Raw genomic sequence first — 19173 nt, forward strand, 5'->3', positions numbered from 1 at the left:
TCGCACAAGGACGGACGAACCGACAGAGGTTACCATCTGCACGCGACAGAAAAACCAAAGTGATATCACCTTTTGTAGACCCTCAGTTCTCGCACCACCGAAGGAACCCTCATGCCGATCATTGTCGAGCCGTTGAACGAAGTCACTTATCAGGATCAGCAAGATCTGCAGAAAATCTACCGCGATGCTCCGGACTGGCTGTTCGCCCCGTTTGCCGGGGGTTTGCAGTTGATCGAAGGCTGCCTGCTGGACGGTTCGCTGATCGCTGGCCGCTTCAACGATCGACTTTTGGGTGCTGCACGTCTGCAACGGCACCAGGATGTCTGGCACCTGTCCCAATTATGCGTACGAAAAATCACCCGTCGTCGTGGCGTGGCCGAACGGCTGGTGAACGAAGCGCAGAAAATGGCGACGCAAGCGGGTGCGACATTGCGTCTGTTGGCGCCTGCCGGGCATCTGGAGGCACAAGCGCTGGCGGCCAAACTGAAAATACCGCTGGATATATTGCCGACGTGATCGCTGACCGGTCGTCCGCTGCAGAGCGCTATACTCCCGGGCTAAATTTCGAATTCGACTAACTACAAGGACTCGCCCATGAAAGCGTTCGGCAAAATCCTGGGTCTGGTACTTCTCGGGCTGTTGCTGATCATTGTGGCGCTGGGCTTTGCCCTGACCCACCTCTTTGATCCCAACGACTATAAAGACGAGATTCGCCAGATAGCCCGCGACAAGGCCCACATCGAACTGACGCTCAATGGCGATATCGGTTGGAGCCTGTTCCCATGGTTGGGCCTGGAGTTGCACGAAGCCAGCGTCGCGACCCTGGCCAAACCCGCCGAGCCGTTCGCTGACTTGCAGATGCTTGGCTTGTCGGTCCGCGTGCTGCCGCTGCTGCGCCGTGAAGTGCAGATGAGCGATGTACGCGTCGAGGGCCTGCGCCTGCGCCTGACCCGCGACAAGGACGGCCACGGCAATTGGCAAGACATCGGCAAGGCACCCACCCCAACCACACCGCCCGCAACCACTGACGAACCCGCGACTGAGACCACCGCCCAAACGGAAAAACCGGCCCAGCCGATTCGCCTCGATATCGACAGCCTGACCGTCAACAACGCCCGCGTTGAATACAGCGACGAGAAAACCGGCAAGCAATTCAGCGCCGAAAGCATCCAGCTGAGTACCGGGCCAGTGCATGACTCCACGAACATCCCGGTCACGCTCACCGCGTTCCTGGGCACCAACCAGCCAGTCTTGCGTGTCCGTACCGAGCTCAAAGGTGAACTGCGTTTCGAACGTGCCCTGCAGCGCTACAAATTCGAAGACATGAAGCTCTCTGGCGAAGTGGCTGGCGATCCGCTGCAAGGCAAAACCATGACCTTCGCCGCCCAAGGCCAATTGCTGCTTGATAAAGCCGCGAACGTCGCCGAATGGACCGGCATCAAGATCTCAGTCAACCAGCTGCGAGCATTGGGTGAACTGAAGGTCAACGACCTCGACAAAATCCCGCAAATCAGCGGCGGCCTGTCGATTGCCCAGTTCGATCTGGCGAAATTCATCGACAGCATCGGCCAGACCCTTCCGGCAATGGCGGAAGGCAGCCTGAGCAAAGTCGAACTGGTCAGCCGCCTTGCCGGCACGCCCACCAGCGTGGTGCTCGACAACATCAACCTGAAAGTCGACGACAGCACCTTCAGCGGCCGTATCGCCGTCGAGGACTTCGCCAAGCAGTCGCTGCGGGCGACCCTCAAGGCCGACACCTTCAACGTCGACCGTTATCTGCCACCAAAATCCGCCGAAGCCAATAGCGCGACGCAAGTGCGTCAGGCCGAAGTCGCCAGCACCGAAGCCGACGCCATGGCTGGCGCGGGCAGCACCCCGCTGCCGAACGCACCAACCAAAGGCGCATGGAGCAACGAGCGCCTGCTGCCAGTGGAGCGCCTGAGCAAACTCGACGTGGACGCGGACCTGACATTCGGCCAGTTGACCCTCGAAAAATTGCCGATCCGGAACGCTGTGCTCGAAGCCAAGGGCCAGGGCGGCCTGCTGACACTGGAAAGCCTGCGCGGCGACCTGTACGACGGCAACTTCGACGCCAAAGGTACGCTCGACGTGCGCCAGCAGGTGCCAGCGCTGAACATGCAGACGAGCATCAGCAAAGTCCCGGTGGAGAAAATCCTCGAAAGCCAGGGTAAAAACCCGCCGGTCAAAGGCCTGGTGACGGTCAACAGCAACCTGACCGGCAGCGGCAATAGCCAGAAAGCACTGATCGAAAGCCTCAACGGCAACGCCAGTTTCGTCATCAACAACGGCGTACTGCTCAATGCCAACCTCGAACAACAGCTGTGCAAAGGCATCGCCACCCTGAACCGTAAAGCCCTCAGTGGTGAGCCAAAGGGCAAGGACACACCGTTCCAGGAGCTCAAGGGCAACCTGACCTTGCGAAACGGCGTGGCCAGCAACCCGGACCTGAAAGTGCGCATCCCGGGCATGACCGTCAACGGCGACGGCGATGTCGATCTGCGGGTGCTGGGCATGGATTACCGCGTGGGCGTTATCGTCGAAGGCGACAAGAGCGACATGCCGGACCCGGCCTGCCAGGTCGGCGAGAAGTTTGTCGGCATCGAGTGGCCGCTGCGCTGCCGTGGCCCGCTGGAACTGGGCGCCAAGGCTTGCCGCCTCGATAACGAACGCATGGGCCAGGTCGCGAGCAAACTGGCCCGCGAACGGATCAGCGAAAAAATCGACGAGAAGCTTGGCGACAAGATCAGCCCGGAACTGAAAAACGCCTTGAAGGGGCTGTTCAAGCGATGAGAGCCGAGCAGTTTTCATCGGCGGTGCTGAACTGGTACGACCGCCACGGCCGCCACGACTTGCCCTGGCAACAAGGCATCACCCCGTATCGGGTGTGGGTCTCGGAAATCATGTTGCAGCAGACTCAGGTCAGCACCGTGCTGAACTACTTCGACCGCTTCATGGACTCGTTACCCACGGTCGAAGCCTTGGCTGCTGCGCCGGAAGACGAAGTCCTGCACCTGTGGACCGGCCTCGGCTACTACACCCGGGCGCGCAACTTGCAGAAGACCGCGAAAATTGTTGTCGAGCAGTACTGTGGCGAGTTTCCCCGCGACGTGGAAAAACTGGTCGATTTACCGGGCATCGGCCTGTCCACGGCCGGCGCCATCGCCAGCCTGAGCATGGGCTTGCGAGCGCCGATCCTCGACGGCAACGTCAAACGGGTGCTGGCGCGCTTTACCGCGCAAGAGGGCTATCCCGGCGAGCCAAAGGTCGCCAAACAGCTGTGGGCCAACGCTGAGCGCTTTACGCCCCATGATCGGGTCAACGCCTACACCCAGGCGATGATGGACCTGGGCGCCACGCTTTGCACCCGCAGCAAGCCGAGTTGCCTGCTCTGCCCGCTGGAAAAGGGCTGCGAAGCACACATGCTTGGCCTGGAGACGCGCTACCCGATCCCCAAACCGCGTAAAACCGTGCCACAGAAGCGCACGCTGATGCCGATGCTCGCCAACGGCGACGGCGCGATTCTGCTTTACCGTCGCCCTTCCACGGGCTTGTGGGGCGGTTTATGGAGCCTTCCGGAACTCGATGACCTCGACGACCTGCAACATCTGGCTTCGCAGCATTCGCTGGAACTGGGCCGTCAACAGGCGCTGCCGAGCCTGGTACACACCTTCAGTCATTTTCAGTTGTCCATCGAACCCTGGCTGGTTCAGGTCCAGGAGGCCGGCCATCACGTGGCCGAGGCCGACTGGCTCTGGTATAACCTCGCCACCCCGCCGCGCCTGGGCCTTGCCGCCCCGGTCAAAACTTTGCTCGAGCGCGCAGCCGCCGTATTGAACGCAGGAGAGTCGTCATGACCCGCACCATCATGTGCCGCAAGTACAAAGAAGAATTGCCCGCCCTGGAGCGCGCTCCATTTCCAGGCGCAAAAGGTCAGGACATTTTTGACCACGTCTCGGCCAAAGCCTGGGCAGACTGGCAAAAGCACCAGACCCTGCTGATCAACGAAAAACGCCTGAACATGATGAACGCCGAAGACCGCAAATATCTTCAGGGCGAGATGGACAAGTTCTTTTCCGGCGAGGAATACGCCAAGGCGGACGGCTACGTTCCGCCGGCTGAATAATCCCGCTTTTTCGAGGGTCGGAACGTAAGCGACGGTAATAATTAAAATTTTTTTGAAAACTTTCTTGACGACCCCCTGAAAAACCAGTTTAATGCGCCCCGTTGCCCAGATAGCTCAGTCGGTAGAGCAGGGGATTGAAAATCCCCGTGTCGGCGGTTCGATTCCGTCTCTGGGCACCAAATACCGAAAACCCTGAATCGCAAGATTCAGGGTTTTTTTATGCCTGCGATTTAATGGCCACGGGACCATTTCTGGATCAAGCCACTTCCAAAGCCATCTCCCCGAAAGAAAATGCTTCAAGACGGTTTCGAAGATACACCAGAGGCCCTCGGCACCTGCGCCAGAGCACTCGTTTCGACACCAACAAAAGTCACTCGGCATGCGCGGCGCTCATTTCACAGGCGAGAGAATTTATGAGCATAGGAAATTTCTGATTTTTCTATTCTTCACAATTCCTGCATTGAAGCCAGTTATGCATTCCGGCACCATCAGAAGCCGATATTCATGGATTGGATCAAGGCATGCTGGACGCTAATGCAACGCACATTTCCCTGACCCTTGAAGGCGTATCCACACTTCCAGCACAGCTCCCAAGCGCACAAGCTGGTATTGGGTGATGACCAGACGGTGTTTCGCAAGCTAGCGCCCGTGGCCTACCAGCAAGACTCTGGAATGGCTGCAGAGAAGCCGGTAATCAATCGTTTCAACCTGCGGCTAGAAACCCGTACCACTCGGGTCAGTCGTCGCGACTATGACTTTGAAAAGCCACGCCTGCTACCAGAAGGCACCGCCAAAAGCGACTTCCTGCCTGACCTGGAAGACTATGACTACCCTGGCCGCTTCACCCATCGCGAACGTGGTAAGCAATTGGCGACCCGTGCACTCGAACGGCATCGCAGCGAGTACCAATTGGCCGAAGGTAAAGGTGATGAGCCCTCGCTGACTACCGGACACTTCCTACCCCTGAGTGATCATCCCCGCAACCAATGGAACGACCTCTGGCTCCTGCTGGAAGTGATCCACGAAGGCAAGCAACCACAAGTACTCGGCGAGTCGATCACCAGCGACGTCACCAATAACAAGGACGACTTCCAACAGGGCTACCGCAACCGATTTCTGGCTACCCCCTGGGATGCCAATTACCGACCACCGCTTGACCACCCAAAACCCAAAGTATTGGGCAGTCAGACCGCAGTAGTCTCCGGCCCCAAGGGTGAAGAAATTCACTGCGATCAATACGGTCGAATCAAGGTGCAATTTCGCTGGGATCGCTTAGGGCAAGCCGATGACAACACCAGTTGTTGGCTACGAGTAGCCAGCGGCTGGGCAGGAGCGGCTTACGGTGGCATCGCAGTCCCTCGCATCGGCATGGAAGTGCTGGTGACGTTCCTTGAGGGCGACCCCGACCAGCCACTGGTCACTGGCTGCCTGTTTCACAAAGAAAACGTCGTGCCCTACGACCTACCGGCGAATAAAACCCGCAGCGTGTTCAAAACACTCAGCTCACCGGGCGGCAAGGGTTTCAATGAACTACGCATTGAAGACAAGAAAGGTCAGGAGCAAATATTCCTGCATGCCCAACGTGATTGGGACGAAAACATCGAGCACGATCAGAAAATTCGGGTAGGCAACGAACGTCATGACACGGTTGACGCCAACAACCACCTCAAACGCCGCAGGGCTGTACCAACACCAGCATCGAAGGCACGATCAAACAGGCTTCACTGCCCAACCCGGATAACAAGCCTTACTTGATGGAGAAAGCGAATTACGCTTCGCGGTTTCCAAAGTTATCTATCAAGAAGGCGAGGGACGGCGGCGTCACAGGTCTGGAACTCAAACAACTTGTCATGAGTGGGTTGATCCGAGCGGACGAGTACCGCTGGGATTTTCTCTGGGACTACAAAGCAGAAGTCTGCTTTGACATGGCATTCCTTCCACCCAAACCATTTCTCAGCTCCTCGTGGTTTGGCGAAGATGAGAAACCCGATCCGTTGCGGCGCCATACCTTATTTCCGTTTCCCAAAGGTTCGGTCAAAGGTTTACTGAGACGCCCGGACGTCATCATCGTAAAAAGTCGGAGTATTCGCTGGCCGGGACAGGCAGGGCCTGATCATCAGGGTGTTGCTCATCCGAACAACCTAGAGCGGCTAGTGGAAGTGAAATTTCCTGGAGACGTGCTTGGAATGGCTCAGAGGGAGGCCTACCTGGATATCGCTGGGGAGCCGAACCGGTTCTCCGTCTTGGAAATCAGCGACTGTCGCGATGATGACGACCGCGAACGAGATCGCCAGTACAACAAAGAGCACAAGCCAACCGGCGAATTCGATCCTCTACAATGGCCGGTGTTATTACCTCCCAGAACTCCTGATGAGCCGCCAAGGCCTGCACCTGTTCCAGTACCCGCGTATGGCCCAGTACCGACGCCTAAACCTGCCCATATTGAAAGCTGGACTCAACAGGTCCAGCAGGCTGTAGACGGCCTTCTAGAACAAGGAGCTGAAGGTATTCGGATACTTTCTCAGGAAGTACAACAACACCTCGAAGACGCCGCAACTTGGCTAGGAATCAAAGGTGAATGGGTTCGACGCGAATCACAAAAAGCTTGGGAGTGGGTCAGTGAAACGGGGGCTAAGGTTATTCGCTGGACAGATGAGCAACTGAGAGCCATTTGGAAAGAAGTACAACGCTATACAGACATAACCCTCGACATGCTTCGGAAAATCGACTGGGTACAGGTTTTGATCGAATTGGGAGTCGCTGTAGCCACCGTCGTAATAGCATTTGCCATTGGCGCCGCCTGTGTAGCAGCTGGTATTCCAGCAGCTATCGTTGCCGGCTTACTGGTTATTGTGCGCCTCGCTCAGCTTTCATGGGCTTTGTTAGCAAGCATCTTGGGCGGTGCTGCTGTTACTGCTGCGGTTACCGCCGGATAAAAGAGACGACTATGAATACATTGGAAAAACTGATTGACCAAGCTCCGAACTTAGCCTTTGAAATGTCTGATAACACTCCTGTCGTCAGACTGGGACTGATCGCAACGGTGTATTTCAAAGAAGGCTATTTGTTTGAAAGCAAGCAAAAAGTCCTGGAGTGCTTCGACCGTTTTAAGGAAGAGTTCGGCCAGCACCTGAAAGGGCAATTTGATGGTCGATATAAGAAGCTGACAAACGAAAGCTTCAAAAAAACGACGTTGAAAATCCTTGAAACTGGGGCAAACGAACAATATGAGTGGCATATCAGTAGCGCTCCGACTGCAAGTGAAGCTGCTGAATACAGCCTTTCGGCATTGAACTCTTTTGAAGTCCATGGCAACCAGAAACGCTCGTATCTGAAGATCACTTTGCCTTGGACATTGTTGCAGGAAGCTGATGGCGCGGCTCGATATCAGAACTGGCTGCTTTATCTCTGTAACCAAGTCAAGGCCGAACATGGCTATGGCGGTCTGTCCAGCATTCTACCTTATGACTACGATAGCTACATGCCAATGGAGTTTCAGCTGGCTCAGCAGTTCTCCGGACTTGAAGTGGACTCCATGGTGCACAACTTTAAGCGAGCGCTGCTCAATCACATCAAGGGTGTGAATTGGTACACTATCCTTGGATCTTATTTTGCCGAGCAGTTGGGGGGTGAAGACCAGATACGTCACGCCTTTAGTGGTCGGGGTGATATAGAAGTGCTGAGCTACGACAACGGGCTAATCATTCGTGCGGGCGAACTCCCTGAGTTGGGCGAGAAAAACGAGCCGCTTCCCGCAGCCTATGTAGCGGTCAACAGAGTCGTAAAATCACTGCGCATTCCCAATCCGGATCAATTGCATACCTATTTACCCTATGGTGATGGCTTCGAAGAGGACAGTACTGCTCGTTGGTATGCGCGATTTGATCACGAAGATAACCAGCTAAAAGCGCCTGCACGCCTTGAAGCCGGTCAACCATGCAGCGTGACGGGTTATTGGTTCAGTCCTGCTCAGGCAGGCTCTCGACGTCATTTTCAGCAAGGCGATATCCTGCCGAGTTTCAGCGGCTCCAGCTGGGGAGATACGCTTTGGTATTGGTCAGGAGAGTAAACGTCTGGGCCTCAATCAGTGAGGGAGGCCCCCTCCAAATGGCTTAGCCCTCACTTCTACACTTGGCATAGACGTTGAATTTGGAACACATTGCGCTCCGAATTCAAAAGCCGAAGAACAGCCACGCTGCGTCCACTCGCGGAATCACTCCCGAAGACATCCGCGAACAAGAAGTCGGACATTTCGCCTTTTTTCGCAGCGCATACCAAGCCACACTATGGCCCATTGCATTGTCCTGGCTGCAGCCCGGCAAACAGGCCCCCGACGCACCTGGGCGGCTAGTGCCACGCAACTGACTCATGCGCCCACTCAACGAAATACGGAACGACGCCCATGGCCTCCACCAACAAGCAGCAAAAACGCGCCACACGCGCCAAAGCCAAGGCCAAGCAGAACCGCACCCAACGGGCTGCCGTGCCGGTCGAGCTGGACCCGAACGATGATCGTATCGACTTCGAATCGGTGGACCTTACCGACATGTTCAAAGAAATGATCGACGCTGAAAAGATCAGCCAACGCACTATGTGCGCGGCATTTCTTGAACACCCGCTGCTCGCGCTGGTGCTGGAGCAGGAGGGCGAAGAAACTGCGACAGACTTTATCGTCGCCGCGCTGATCGAATATCGCCAATGGTCAACCGAAGTCGACGAAGCCGGCGCATTGGCGTGGATCGAATCCCCAGCCTTCCAGGCTGACTACGTGGCGGCGTCCGACGCCATCGCGGCCCAAACACAACCCAAAGCAAACTGAGTTCCCATGGCATCCCTGAACAAGCAACAGAAACGCGCCAAACGCGCCAAGATCAAAGCCAAGCAAATCAATATCCACGGTAGAAAACCCGCCGCGCTGGACGATGGCCTGGACGAAATCGGCGAGCCGATCCCGGAATACACCCTGGCGATGTTCAGCAAAATGCACGACGCAGAAGCCACCAGCCGTAACGATATGCTGCTGACCCTGTTGTCGAACCTCGCCGGCATCATCAGCGACCATCCAGAACTGCTGGATATGGAAAACGCCGACAACGAAGCCATGGCCGCCACTCACCTGGCCGCCGACATGTTGATCGATTACCGCATGTGGGCCGACGGCATGGACCGCGACACCGCCCAGGCCTGGCTGACGGACCCGCAGTTCATCACTGACTTTGGCACCGCGCTCGATAACTATCGCGAGTCGCTGGACGCGCAGGAAGAAAAGGCCGAGTAAGCGCCTTCGAGTGGAAGAAAAACGCCAGTCACCAGCACGGCCGGCGCTGATAAGCATGGTCACATGACGCGGCTTGAGCCCCTGTTCGAGGCCACTGGAGCTTTGGGCTCTCCGCCGGAGAGCCCCGCCATCGAAAATGGCAATTCACCAGAACGTCACCCTGCAGTCCACTTTAAGAGCAAAAGAGCGCACCAGAAACACACCCGAAAATGGTCAAGCGCACAATAAAAGTGCGGCTCAGGAACGTTTGGCCGGTTAGCGCTTCCAACACCCCGCCAAAGCTGGCAACATCGCGCCCTTTTTTGGGACAGCCCCACGTTTTTCATCGACAGGCAGGGTTCAAACGCCTGTTCGGTTGATAGCAGCGCGACAGTCTGCTGTACCGATGCGACAACCTGCCACAGGCCACCCGTTTACCGCCCGTAGCGCTGTTGGCTGCCATTGAGACCCTATGCTAGCTTGGCCGCCTCGCCAGGAAGGCCGCCAATAGCAGGAGCGAAATACTTATGAGGAACGCACATGGCTGAGGCCACGCCCGCGCTTGAAATCCGCAACTTGCACAAACGCTACGGACAGCTTGAGGTGCTCAAAGGCATCTCGCTGACCGCCCGCGACGGCGACGTGATCTCGATCCTGGGTTCTTCCGGTTCCGGCAAGTCCACCTTCCTTCGTTGCATCAATCTGTTGGAAAACCCGCATCAGGGACAAATCCTGGTGGCCGGCGAAGAACTCAAGCTAAAAGCCGCCAAGAACGGCGAACTGGTCGCTGCCGATGGCAAGCAGATCAATCGCCTGCGCAGCGAGATCGGTTTTGTGTTTCAAAACTTTAATCTCTGGCCGCACATGAGCGTGCTCGACAACATCATCGAAGCCCCGCGCCGCGTGCTCGGTCAGAGCAAAGCGCAAGCCATCGAAGTTGCCGAAGCCTTGCTGGCCAAGGTCGGCATCGCTGACAAGCGCCACGCCTACCCCGCGCAACTCTCCGGCGGCCAGCAACAACGCGCAGCCATCGCCCGCACGTTGGCGATGCAGCCCAAGGTGATCCTGTTCGACGAGCCCACCTCCGCCCTTGACCCGGAAATGGTCCAGGAAGTACTTAATGTCATCCGCGCATTGGCAGAAGAAGGCCGCACCATGCTGCTGGTCACCCATGAAATGGGCTTCGCCCGTCAGGTTTCCAGCGAGGTGGTGTTCCTCCACCAAGGCCTGGTAGAAGAGCAAGGATCGCCACAGCAGGTGTTCGAAAACCCGCTTTCGGCGCGCTGCAAACAATTCATGTCCAGCAACCGCTAACGGAGCTACCCGCATGCAGAACTACAAAAAAATCTTCCTGGCTGCTGCCGTCACCCTGGCCTTCAGCGCCGGTGCCGCCGCCGAAACCTTGAAGATGGGTATCGAAGCGGCCTACCCGCCGTTCAACAACAAAGATGCCAGTGGCAATGTCGTCGGCTTCGACAAAGAAATCGGCGACGCCCTGTGCGCCAAGATGAAAGTCGAATGCACTGTGGTTACGTCTGACTGGGACGGCATCATTCCGGCCCTGAACGCCAAGAAATTCGATTTCCTGATCTCCTCGATGTCGATCACCGACGAGCGCAAGCAAGCGGTGGACTTCACCGACCCGTACTACTCCAACAAGCTGCAATTCATCGCGCCGAAAAACGTTGATTTCAAAACCGACAAGGACTCCCTGCAAAGCAAAGTGATCGGTGCGCAACGTGCGACCCTCGCTGGCATCTGGCTGGAAGACAACATGGAAGGCGTTGACGTCAAACTTTACGACACCCAGGAAAACGCCTACCTCGACCTGACCTCCGGTCGTCTGGACGGCATCCTGGCCGACAAATACGTCAACTACGAGTGGCTCAAAAGCGACGCCGGCCGGTCCTACGAGTTCAAAGGCGACCCGGTGGAAGAAAGCGACAAGATCGGTATCGCTGTACGTAAAGGCGATGAGATTCGTACGAAGCTGAACACCGCGCTGAAAGAAATCGTCGCTGATGGCACCTACAAAAAGATCAACGACAAGTACTTCCCGTTCAGCATCTATTGATCCTGACCTGCCGGGCCTGCGCCGTTATTTGACGGCGCCAGTCCCTGGCATTGCCTGCCGCGATTTGAAAAGAAATCCATGACTATCGATCTCTACGGATTCGGCCCGGCGCTCGCCGCTGGTGCGCTGATGACTGTGAAACTGGCACTCTCGGCCTTGTGCCTGGGGCTGGTGCTCGGTCTGCTTGGCGCCTTGGCCAAGACTTCCCCGTACAAGCCGCTGCAATGGCTTGGCGGCACTTATTCAACCCTGGTTCGCGGCATCCCTGAATTGCTCTGGGTGCTGTTGATCTACTTCGGCACGGTCAACTTGATGCGTGCCCTGGGCGAGTTCTTCGGCAACCCCGACCTCGAACTCAATGCCTTCGCCGCTGGCGTAATTGCGCTGGGGCTGTGCTTCGGCGCCTACGCCACGGAAGTGTTTCGTGGCGCAATTTTGGCTATCCCCAAAGGTCACCGCGAAGCGGGTGTGGCGTTGGGCCTGTCGAAATTCCGAATCTTCACAAAACTGATCATGCCGCAGATGTGGCGCATCGCCCTGCCCGGCCTGGGCAACCTGTTCATGATCCTGATGAAAGACACCGCACTGGTATCAGTCATCGGCCTGGAAGAAATCATGCGTCACGCGCAAATCGGCGTAACCGTGTCCAAGCAGCCATTCACCTTTTATATGGTGGCCGCGTTCATGTACCTGGGCCTGACGGTTCTCGCCATGACCGGCATGTATTTCATGGAAAAACGCGCCGCTCGCGGCTTCGCGAGGAGCACCCAATGAACTGGGAAGTCATCATCAAGTGGCTGCCGAAACTGGCTCAAGGGGCAACGCTGACCCTGGAACTGGTGGCCATCGCCGTGATCGCCGGTTTGCTGCTGGCAATTCCACTGGGCATCGCGCGCTCGTCGCGACTCTGGTACGTGCGGGCACTCCCCTACGGCTACATCTTCTTTTTCCGTGGTACGCCGTTGCTGGTTCAGCTGTTCCTGGTCTACTACGGCCTGGCGCAGTTCGATGCGATCCGTAGCAGTTCGATGTGGCTATACCTGCGCGATCCGTTCTGGTGCGCTACAGCGACCATGACGTTGCACACCGCGGCCTACATCGCCGAGATCCTGCGTGGTGCAATTCAGGCGATTCCGCCGGGTGAGATCGAAGCGGCGCGAGCCTTGGGCATGTCCCGGGCCAAGGCGCTGGTCTACATCATCCTGCCCCGTGCCACGCGCATCGGTCTGCCGGCCTACAGCAACGAAGTCATCCTGATGCTCAAGGCCAGCGCCCTGGCCAGCACCGTGACCCTGCTGGAGCTGACCGGCATGGCCCGCACCATCATTGCCCGGACCTACTTGCCGGTGGAGATCTTCTTCGCCGCCGGCATGTTCTATCTGCTGATGGCTTACGTGCTGGTTCGCGGCTTCAAGCTGCTGGAGCGCTGGCTGCGCGTCGATGCCTGCCAGGGGCGTTGATGGGTGCGTGCTGACGGGTGAAGCCTTACTCGCCCGTTTCACGGCGCTGGATGCTTTTCTGATCGAGCATCAGACGCTGTGGAAGCCTCGGCCGTTTACTCATCTGCAGCTTCCCTGGGAAGCGTCCTACCCCGAGTTGTCTTTATGGCTACGCGGCAGGTCGTTGGAGGATGCGGAAAATGCTCACAACCAACCGGCGCTGTTGGATGCGCCGCAGCCTTTTGCTTCGCTGGCGGCGCTGTCACTTGAGCTGAGCGCAGTGGGTGAACTGCCCAGGCATGCGCTTGAAGCGGCTGGGCATCGGCTGAATGTCGATGTTTCGGGGCGCAAGTGGCAGCAGATTGAGGCGTTTGCCAGCCGGTTGGCGTTTGTCTCTGCACCGAAGCATTGGCTGGATTGGTGTTCGGGCAAGGGCCATTTGGGGCGGCGATTGTTGCAAACCGGTCAGCAGCTCACTTGCCTGGAATACGACCCGGCGCTGGTCGTCAGCGGTCACGCACTCAGTCAGCGTCATCAATTGCATGCGCTTCATGTCGAGCAAGACGTGCTCGCGGCCGGCGTTGCCTCTTTATTGAATGCTGACCACACGCCGGTAGCGCTGCACGCCTGCGGTGATCTGCATGTGCGCCTGATGCAGCTCGCTAGCGCCACCGGTTGCAAGCAACTGGCCATTGCCCCTTGCTGCTACAACCGGATCAGTGTGAGCGAGTACCAGACGCTTTCCTCTGCGGGCATGGGATCCGACCTACACCTGTCGCTCGAAGACCTCTCGCTGCCAATGACCGAAACCGTCACCGCCGGCGCTCGCGTGCGACGTCAGCGCGACACCTCCATGGCCCGGCGCCTGGGTTTCGACCTGCTGCAACGGCAACTGCGCGGCGTTGACGAGTACCTGCCGACCCCTTCGCTGCCCAGTGCCTGGCTGGATAAATCTTTCGCCGAGTACTGCAATCATTTGGGCTCGCTAAAGGAGTTATCCACAATCGGACCGCAGAATTGGCCAGAGCTCGAAACTTCCGGTTGGCGGCGACTGGCCGACGTGCGCAATCTGGAGCTGCTGCGCGGCCTTTTCCGACGTCCACTGGAGCTTTGGCTGGTACTCGATCGAGCCCTTTTCCTCTCCGAACAAGGGTATGCGGTTCGCCTCGGAACCTTCTGCGAAACCGCGCTTACACCCCGTAATTTTCTGATCCTGGCTGAGCGCCCTTAAAGCACCTCCTCCTGTGGATAACTCTGGGGATGAAATTATCGTGGATCCAATATATACGGCCGTTTCGGAGCTGAAACACAACTGTTCAAATTTCGTACACCTGTAAAAAAATTGGAAAAACAGCCATTTGCGATCAAATGAGAACCGGTCCGCAGATTTGCCTCTAAGCAGGTGCGGTACAAATCCCGTTGTGCATAAGCATTCAGCCAAAACAACATAAACGAGGGACGAAACCTCAACTATCTTTGCCAGACGCCAGAATTGTCTGGTGTTCAAACAGCAAGGAGCTGGGAAAACATGAGCACATTGAACAGTGCGCAGGAAGCCGTCGACACCGTCGCCAACCAAGCCATTGATGCTGCGCTGCAGCAAACCTTTGCGGTGGGTGGTGCCATCATCAACAACGCAACCGGCGAAGTCATCGCCACGCTGCACAACAACGTGCTGATGCCTTTCCCCGGCAGTGGCACCACGTACTTTCTACCTCATGACCCGACCGCACACGGCGAGCGGCAATTGGTGGACTGGTACTACGAAAACGTCTCGCCATTGAACCTGCCACCGCCCAATCAGTTGACTGTCGTCACCACGCTGGACCCGTGCGCCATGTGCGCTGGTTCACTGCTGACGGCAGGATTTAACGTCGCCGTCAGTGCGATCGATGATTACGCAGGCATCAACTACAACAGCCAGTTCACCTTTCCGTCGCTGCCGCCGCAGATCCGCCAACAGGCGCAGGACACCTGGGGTTATTACGCGATTGCGGCGCCTGTCAGCCGGGCTTATCAAGGTTCTACCAGCCCGGTATTCGGCGGCCAGACCATCGACTCCGCGGCTTACTTCCTCACCAGTTCGATCTTCTCCGCCAGTGTCAACACCGTACGTGAGGCCAGCAACAACAGCGGTCTGCCACCGGATCAACTGCAAAACCCGGCAAACCTGCCGACCAACAGCAAAGTCCGCCAGGCACTGACTGCGCTCAGCCCGTTTGCGCTGACCGTGCAATCGGCAAACCCACGCGACCCCGGCGCAGAACTCGCTCCTCCACTGTTACAAACCGCACAGCACAGCCCGGTGTTCAACTCGGTAGCCCTCATCGATCCATTCGGCAACCTGCTGGTGTGCCTGGGAGGCGCCGAGAACCAGTCGCCGATTCGTACAGCGTTCATGGAAACCACCCGAAACTACGCAGTCATGCGCTGGACCTTGATGAACGACCCCGACCCGGCGGTTCGCGCCCAGGCCGAGCAATACCTGACGCATCCAAAGTACGGCACCTTCGTCTTCCTCTACGCCCCCGACCCCACCACCCCACAGGCGGTAATGACCTTCGGCGCGTACGGTTCGACCATGGAAGGCCCTGTGCCACAGAGCTATCCGTCCAATCTCCAATACGTGCTGCTGCCGGGCAACACCACCGCACAAGCGCTGTCGACACTGGCCCAAAACCTGCCGCCGTTCTACACGCAAAGCGTGCAAGTGGCGCCCGCACAGGTGCTGAGTCAGGACCTGATCAACGCGGTTAAAAACGGCGTGTAACGCTTTATAGCAATGGCATTGGCCGGCCCCTCAGAAGCGTCCGCGGGGCCGACCTGACGCCTACGCAAAAATAGTCTGAATTCAGGGGTTTACAGAACCAACCCAATCGCTATAATCGTCGCCCTAACACGCCGGTATAGCTCAGTTGGTAGAGCAACTGACTTGTAATCAGTAGGTCCCGGGTTCGACTCCTGGTGCCGGCACCATACAAGGTTCCAGAGAAGGCTTTCAAAATCTCTGAACCCCCGAAAAACCCGCCTTCTGGCGGGTTTTTTCGTTTTGGGGTTCCGTCGGTTTCCGTCAGAAACTGGTGGATTCCAACCGTTTTAAGGGTAGAGTTTGGGATACAGGTCACTTCGATAAAAGGGAGTACCCTTATGTCGCGCACCACAGCTCCGCTCTCCGACGCAGCTTGCCGCTTGGCAAAACCTACAGACCGCGCCTACAAGCTTTTCGACGGCGACGGCCTCTACCTTCTAGTCCAACCCAATGGCCGCAAAGGCTGGCGGCTCCGTTACGTCAAACCTGACGGACGGGAAGGACTGACCTCGTTCGGCAACTATCCCGTCATTGGCCTCGCCGACGCGCGCCGCAAGCGCTTGGAGGTCAAGCGAATGCTGGCGGATGGCATTGATCCCATAGAGACCAAGCACCAAGCCAAGGCGGAAGCTGTGATCAAAGGCAGAACCTTTGAAAACGTTGCGCTGGACTGGCACACGGAAATGTCGGCCAAGTGGGCACCAGGCCATTCCAAGACAGTGATGAGCCGCCTCAAAACCCACGTATTCCCGCTGATCGGCGCACGCGCCATTGTTGATCTCGACACCCATGACCTTATGCAGCCCTTGGAAGCGATCAAGAAGCGCGGAACGATAGACGTTGCTTTAAGGGTACAAAACTACCTGCAGAGCATCATGCGCGAGGCAAAACGCCTCCGGCTTATCACCGCAAACCCTGCTTACGACCTCGAAGGCTTGATCAAAGCCCCGCGGGTGGTACATCGCCCCGCTCTACCCTTATCGCGACTGCCGGAACTACAGGAGCGGATCGACACCTATAAAGGCCGCGCACTTACCCGTCTGACAGTGATGCTATCGCTGCATGTGTTTGTACGATCCAGCGAACTGCGTTTCGCCCGCTGGAGCGAGTTCGACCTCAAGCGCGGCACCTGGGAGATACCTGATACTCGTCCAGCGTTGGACGGAGTACCCTTTTCAACAAGGGGGACGAAGATGGCCGGGGACATCCACCTTGTACCCTTATCGCCGCAAGCGGTGACGCTACTCGAACAAATCCATACGCTCACAGGTAAATTCGCATTGGTCTTCGCAGGTGATGCCAAACCCTGGAAGCCCATGTCCGAAAATACCGTGAACAACGCGCTTCGGACGATGGGATACGACACCAAAACCGATATCTGCGGGCATGGATTTCGTTCGATGGCCTGCAGCGCACTGATCGAGTCAGGATTGTGGTCGGAGACAGCCATTGAACGGCAGATGAGCCACAAGGAGCGCAACAACGTCCGCGCCGCTTACATCCACAAGGCCGAGTTCATCGAGGAGCGCAGGCTGATCATGAACTGGTGGAGCCGGTATCTGGAGGCCAACCGGCAGGAGCATGTCACTCCACACGAGTTTGCAAACCAGACCGGGACGAACGTCACGCGGCTCAAGGCGAAAAGCCGCTTGAGGGAGTAGGCCGTTAGCCTACTCCTCGTCCTGCCCACCAACGTACGCTTTGTACGCCTGCCTTTCATGAGTCGGCTTGGACGGAAATGCCAACTGAATCTGCCTACTTTTCACCATTCCATTCAGGTACTGCTGACGGAGGGCATCTGGACTGCGCTTTACCAAATTAGCCAACACGTTAAGCGTCAGATAGTGCTCCTTGCATAGGGTGATAATCACCTGTTGCATACGATCCTTTTGCATGCGCTCTCGATTGCGCGGCTCCTCAGCCAGTATTTCGAGCTTTTCTCGAAACCCTGCATCAAGCCTGTCCAAAGCATCGATCAGCGGCGCGTCAATATGATCGCTCAACAAGCAGCCATCATCGTTTCGCTGCATATCCAGCTCGACCTTATGTTCGGAGCTACCTGCGTTATGTTCGGAGCTAGCCCCGTTATGTTCGGAGCTGCCGGCGTAATGTTCGGAGCTCTGTAGCGGACCTGCGAACACTTGCTCCGGCGTAGGCAGTTGCTCACCCGGCAGGTGATAAATCATGCCCCGTGAGCGCCCGTCGGGCACAAGGAATCCCTCGCGTACCAACCGCGCAAGCAGTTGGCTCAAGTCATGAGCATGAGTATCACAAATCTCAAGGAGACGATTATGGCTGACCACCCGCTCAATCGCGGCCGTGGCCAAAATCAACCTGGCAGTATGTTCCAAGCTCTCGAAACGAACCCCAAATCGCTCTCGTAACTGCTCCACCACCCCTTCAGGAAGCAAGTCCAACATGCGAAGCTCAAGAAGGGTTTGCTCGGGCTCGGGCTTTTCATAAAGGGCTGGCGGTCGCCAATGCTGGCTGCGCCACCCACTGTAGATTTTTGGAACCCCAGAACCACCACGCTCGCCAAGACCGATAAGAAGAAACATTTGGTGCATTAGCCTGTTCCGGCAATCGCTGGTACCACCTTGCAACACCTGCTCAAGGGGTAAACGTAAGCCGCCTGGATTGCGAAAGCCAAACAAGTCAGGACGCTTCACGACTAACACAGAAACCCGCCCGGTATAGTCCGCATGGACCAAGGTATTAACCAAAGCCTCGCGCAGAGCTTCATGTACCGGTGTGTCATCCTGGCGCTGATCACCTTTGAGAGCGAACGGTACCTTTAGGTCCTCAACCAACTTGCGATAAACCCGCCGGTAGAAATCAAACAGATTTCCTGACCAGGTTCCATCAGGGACGAGTCTATCCACCCAACGTAGTTCTGTTTTGGCCTGCGGCCGCTCCTGATAGTCCACAAAGTAATGCGGCACACTCTCTTGGATCGAAAGCCAGCGTCCGAACATCAGTAAACCTGCCAGAGTCAGCCCTTCGACTCCGTTCGCTCGGTCCTTTCGCCAGCCGCCTATCTGTCGAAGAAACTCAATCCCTTGGTGCTCCAGCGCTGGATGGCCTGGCTTTATGTCGCTAAGCATCTGGCGGTAGATACGCAGACTGTCCGGATCGATGTCTGCGAAGTCGTAATTTGGCAAAATCCGCTCGTCCCGACAGTCCTCCACTTGCTCTGCGAACATGCGGCGAACATCTTCCTCAGAGCAACGCCGATCACCCTCATGTAATCGACGATAAGTGTTACCTAGCGGCTGACCATTGAGAAATACCGGCTTCTGCTTACGCGAAGCCGCCGGGATTTTCACTTCAAGTACCTGCTTGCCCTCCAACTTGCGTATTTCGGCCCATCGTGACCGCCCGTTTCGGTACATCGTGACCGACCATTTCGCTAACGCGTGACCGCTCATTTCGCTAACAACGTGACCGATT

The 19173-nt window shown here is 57.0% G+C and carries 16 protein-coding genes, 2 tRNA genes and 2 pseudogenes; 19 read left to right on the forward strand and 1 reads right to left on the reverse strand.

Annotated elements, in window-relative coordinates:
- The first annotated feature begins 111 nt into the window (after positions 1–111).
- The 19 genes and pseudogenes from ACXPVS_RS16450 (at position 112) to ACXPVS_RS16540 (ending at position 17384) form a co-directional block, all read left to right on the forward strand.
- Positions 112–516 (forward strand): acetyl-CoA sensor PanZ family protein, encoded by a 405-nt coding sequence (locus tag ACXPVS_RS16450; protein WP_458510872.1) that lies wholly within the window; start codon positions 112–114, stop codon positions 514–516.
- Between the two features lie 78 nt (positions 517–594).
- A complete protein-coding gene (locus ACXPVS_RS16455) occupies positions 595–2811 on the forward strand; it encodes an AsmA family protein (protein ID WP_458510873.1) in 2217 nt (738 codons plus the stop codon).
- On the forward strand, positions 2808–3875 hold the full coding sequence (mutY, locus tag ACXPVS_RS16460) for an A/G-specific adenine glycosylase (RefSeq protein WP_458510874.1): 1068 nt from the start codon (positions 2808–2810) through the stop codon (positions 3873–3875). Before ACXPVS_RS16455 ends, mutY begins: the two co-directional genes overlap by 4 nt.
- Positions 3872–4144, forward strand: a complete 273-nt coding sequence (locus ACXPVS_RS16465) for an oxidative damage protection protein (protein ID WP_008149405.1) — start codon at positions 3872–3874, stop codon at positions 4142–4144. Before mutY ends, ACXPVS_RS16465 begins: the two co-directional genes overlap by 4 nt.
- Positions 4145–4247: 103 nt before the next feature.
- A tRNA-Phe gene (locus tag ACXPVS_RS16470) sits at positions 4248–4323 on the forward strand.
- 394 nt (positions 4324–4717) lie between these two features.
- Positions 4718–5803 (forward strand): annotated as a pseudogene (tssI, locus tag ACXPVS_RS16475) (type VI secretion system tip protein TssI/VgrG); the annotation flags it as partial.
- 95 nt (positions 5804–5898) lie between these two features.
- Positions 5899–7080, forward strand: a complete 1182-nt coding sequence (locus tag ACXPVS_RS16480; protein ID WP_458510875.1) for a VRR-NUC domain-containing protein — start codon at positions 5899–5901, stop codon at positions 7078–7080.
- An 11-nt stretch (positions 7081–7091) separates the two neighbouring features.
- Entirely contained in the window at positions 7092–8213 is a 1122-nt protein-coding gene (locus ACXPVS_RS16485; RefSeq protein ID WP_458510876.1) for a type VI immunity family protein, read from the forward strand.
- Positions 8214–8356: 143 nt separating this feature from the next.
- Positions 8357–8509: pseudogene (locus ACXPVS_RS16490) on the forward strand (alpha/beta hydrolase); the annotation flags it as partial.
- 37 nt (positions 8510–8546) lie between these two features.
- A complete protein-coding gene (locus ACXPVS_RS16495) occupies positions 8547–8963 on the forward strand; it encodes a hypothetical protein (protein WP_458510877.1) in 417 nt (138 codons plus the stop codon).
- A gap of 6 nt (positions 8964–8969) precedes the next feature.
- On the forward strand, positions 8970–9422 hold the full coding sequence (locus ACXPVS_RS16500; protein ID WP_458510878.1) for a hypothetical protein: 453 nt from the start codon (positions 8970–8972) through the stop codon (positions 9420–9422).
- Between the two features lie 519 nt (positions 9423–9941).
- Positions 9942–10715, forward strand: a complete 774-nt coding sequence (locus tag ACXPVS_RS16505; RefSeq protein ID WP_458510879.1) for an ABC transporter ATP-binding protein — start codon at positions 9942–9944, stop codon at positions 10713–10715.
- Positions 10716–10728: 13 nt separating this feature from the next.
- A complete protein-coding gene (locus ACXPVS_RS16510) occupies positions 10729–11475 on the forward strand; it encodes an ABC transporter substrate-binding protein (RefSeq protein ID WP_458510880.1) in 747 nt (248 codons plus the stop codon).
- 78 nt (positions 11476–11553) lie between these two features.
- Complete coding sequence (locus ACXPVS_RS16515; RefSeq protein WP_149416717.1) at positions 11554–12249, forward strand: ABC transporter permease; 696 nt, start codon at positions 11554–11556, stop codon at positions 12247–12249.
- The gene (locus ACXPVS_RS16520; RefSeq protein WP_458510881.1) at positions 12246–12935 is read left to right on the forward strand and encodes an ABC transporter permease; all 690 of its coding nucleotides are present in this window, start codon (positions 12246–12248) and stop codon (positions 12933–12935) included. The genes ACXPVS_RS16515 and ACXPVS_RS16520 overlap by 4 nt, the downstream gene beginning before the upstream one ends.
- Positions 12916–14145 carry a methyltransferase gene (locus ACXPVS_RS16525; protein ID WP_458510882.1) on the forward strand — a complete coding sequence of 410 codons (1230 nt, stop codon included), beginning with the start codon at positions 12916–12918 and terminating at the stop codon, positions 14143–14145. The genes ACXPVS_RS16520 and ACXPVS_RS16525 overlap by 20 nt, the downstream gene beginning before the upstream one ends.
- A gap of 297 nt (positions 14146–14442) precedes the next feature.
- Complete coding sequence (locus ACXPVS_RS16530) at positions 14443–15684, forward strand: nucleoside deaminase (protein ID WP_458510883.1); 1242 nt, start codon at positions 14443–14445, stop codon at positions 15682–15684.
- Positions 15685–15814: 130 nt separating this feature from the next.
- Positions 15815–15890 (forward strand) — tRNA-Thr (locus tag ACXPVS_RS16535).
- Between the two features lie 171 nt (positions 15891–16061).
- Entirely contained in the window at positions 16062–17384 is a 1323-nt protein-coding gene (locus tag ACXPVS_RS16540; RefSeq protein ID WP_458510884.1) for a tyrosine-type recombinase/integrase, read from the forward strand.
- A gap of 9 nt (positions 17385–17393) precedes the next feature.
- On the opposite strand, the gene ACXPVS_RS16545 is transcribed toward ACXPVS_RS16540, so the two are convergent.
- Positions 17394–19173: ATP-binding protein (locus tag ACXPVS_RS16545; protein ID WP_458510885.1), on the reverse strand; the 1780-nt coding region annotated here is incomplete at its 5' end.

It is taken from the genome of Pseudomonas sp. Ma2-10 (genome assembly GCF_054330215.1).